We start from the raw sequence: 2,179 nt of genomic DNA on the forward strand, positions 1-2,179 counted from the left end.
GTAAGCTCGTCTATGAATGTGACTTCGATATTTAAGCTAAATGATGTCATAATTTGGCAGATGGTTTAGAGGATAAAATGAGTCCAAATCCACGTTCTCAATCTGAGCTAACGAGTTTCGGTTATGGATTTCTGGGGGTGCTAATTTTTAGCCTCACTTTGCCAGCAACACGGATTGCAATCGCCGGATTCGATCCGGTGTTTGTCGGTTTAGGTCGCGCGATCGTGGCTGCGGGTTTATCATTAATTTTACTGGTTATTACCCGTCAAACTATTCCCCCGCTGAGATTTCTACCAAATTTCGCGATCGTTACGGCTGGGGTTGTCGTTGGGTTTCCGCTGCTGTCGGCGATCGCGATGAAAGATGCCGCCGCGTCGCATGGGGCAGTGATTACGGGACTATTACCCCTCTCGACAGCTCTGTGTGGCGCGTGGCGGGCTGGCGAGCGACCGTTGCGAGGTTTTTGGCTGTTTGCGAGTTTAGGGAGTGCGTTGGTGCTTATTTTCGCGCTGGTGACTGGTGGCGGCTCGCTCCGGATGGCGGATCTAGCATTATTGGGAGCGGTGGGATCTGCGGCTTTAGGCTATGCGGAGGGGGCGGTTTTATCCCGTACCTTTGGCTCGTGGCAAGTCATCTGTTGGGCGTTGATTTTGTCGGTACCCGTATTGCTACCGATTGTCTGGCAACATTTACCAGCTAATTTTTCATTAATTTCTGTCAATGCGGTGCTGGCTTTTTTGTATGTTAGTGTTTTTAGTATGTTTCTGGGATTTTTCGCGTGGTATCGCGGCTTAGCACTAGGGGGAATTGCCCGAATCGGACAACTACAGCTAATACAGCCGTTCATGACGATCGCGGCATCGGCGATTGTATTGGGCGAGCGATTATCGATCGAAACGATCGGTTTTGCGATCGCCGTTATTGGCTGTGTGTTATTAGGTAAACGCACAGCCAATAACGGCTAAATCGTAAGTTTCCCTCTGTGATGAATTTTTTATTTAATGATTAGTAGCCGATCGCGACTCCTGATATAGTTGCTGCAACCGCTCGGGGATTCGGCTTGGTCTTTTCGTTGCCAAGTTAATGAAAATACCCGTTTGTTGGGCGATTGCCGATATTTTCCCCGCACTAGAAATTTCTGCGCTCACCTGCCAACGTAACGATTCTAGCGATTCGATCCACATTTTGCCGAGCGGTCGATCAGTCATTTGAATTGCTTGCTTATAATCAATTTTAGTCTGTAAAATTAGTGGTGCAATTCCATTATTAAGTAGTTCTTCTAGTGGTAAAAAGCGATTGAGCATTTCTATCCGCAGATCTTCCAGCCAGCGGACATAGACAATATTGCTGACAATCCCTGCAAAGTCAATGTCATAGGTTTTGACTGGTAGGTGTAGTGCGGTTTCTAATGGTTTTAACCGATCGGTCTCGCTCATAAGTAAGTTTTAGATTGCAAGTTAAAATCAATATTACCAGAGATAACTTGTAAAATGCGATCGATTACCTGGAATTTCGATCGCCAGCCCAGCCAATTTTGATGAAATGACACTACCCAGACGCTCTCCATGCCCTATTGCCTGTACTCTAGACCTGATCGGCGATCGCTGGACGCTGTTGATAATTCGTGACATGATGTTTTTCGACAAGCAGCGATTTGAAGAGTTTTTGGAGTCGCCCGAAGGGATCTCCACGAATATCCTCGCCAATCGGCTCAAGTTGCTAGAGGAATTGGGCTTAGTGACAAAACAGCCCTATAGCAACCACTCTCGCCGCATGAATTATCAATTGACTCCAGAGGGTAAAAGTTTGCGTCCAGTATTAAAAGTGATGGCAGCTTGGGGTTTAAAACATGTGGAGGGCACGAAGTTACCATCCATACCAACCAGCGAGCGTAGTTAGAGAGAGCGACTGGATTCGATGTTTTGCAAAGCGGAGCAGATATCGCGTAGGGTGGGCAATGCCCACCAGCTAGGTTTCAGGCATAATCTATTTTGTAAATAATTACGTTTACCCACTTATCTACCTAATGAGTTATGCAGAATCGAGACAATTCAATTCTAGATAACTAATTCTTCTTGCTGGAGCGAGTGAAGCTAGGACTTGTTGCCCATAAATACGCCTGTCGATCCGATTGTCGAAGATGGCGACGATTCCTTGAGACGAGCGCATGGGGGCAAGC

General features: G+C 46.8%; 3 protein-coding genes. 2 read left to right on the plus strand and 1 reads right to left on the minus strand.

Annotated elements, in window-relative coordinates; translation table 11 throughout:
- Nucleotides 1–77 precede the first annotated feature (77 nt).
- Nucleotides 78–965, plus strand: a complete 888-nt coding sequence (locus tag RMO35_RS23820) for a DMT family transporter (RefSeq protein ID WP_309745003.1) — start codon at nucleotides 78–80, stop codon at nucleotides 963–965.
- 33 nt (nucleotides 966–998) lie between these two features.
- Here the strand turns inward: RMO35_RS23820 and RMO35_RS23825 are convergent, their stop codons facing one another.
- The gene (locus tag RMO35_RS23825; RefSeq protein WP_309745005.1) at nucleotides 999–1,436 is read right to left on the minus strand and encodes a thioesterase family protein; all 438 of its coding nucleotides are present in this window, start codon (nucleotides 1,434–1,436) and stop codon (nucleotides 999–1,001) included.
- A 106-nt stretch (nucleotides 1,437–1,542) separates the two neighbouring features.
- On the opposite strand from RMO35_RS23825, the gene RMO35_RS23830 reads away from it, so the two are divergent.
- Nucleotides 1,543–1,899: a helix-turn-helix domain-containing protein gene (locus RMO35_RS23830; RefSeq protein WP_309745007.1), complete on the plus strand. Its 357-nt coding sequence runs from the start codon at nucleotides 1,543–1,545 to the stop codon at nucleotides 1,897–1,899.
- Nucleotides 1,900–2,179 lie beyond the last annotated feature (280 nt).

This window comes from Chamaesiphon sp. OTE_20_metabat_361, from assembly GCF_031364565.1.

Bases quoted from the DNA above. Each gene is read 5' to 3' on its own strand.
- RMO35_RS23820 (WP_309745003.1), top strand. From the start codon at position 78: ATGAGTCCAAATCCACGTTCTCAATCTGAGCTAACGAGTTTCGGTTAT.
- RMO35_RS23825 (WP_309745005.1), bottom strand. From the start codon at position 1,436: ATGAGCGAGACCGATCGGTTAAAACCATTAGAAACCGCACTACACCTA.
- RMO35_RS23830 (WP_309745007.1), top strand. From the start codon at position 1,543: ATGACACTACCCAGACGCTCTCCATGCCCTATTGCCTGTACTCTAGAC.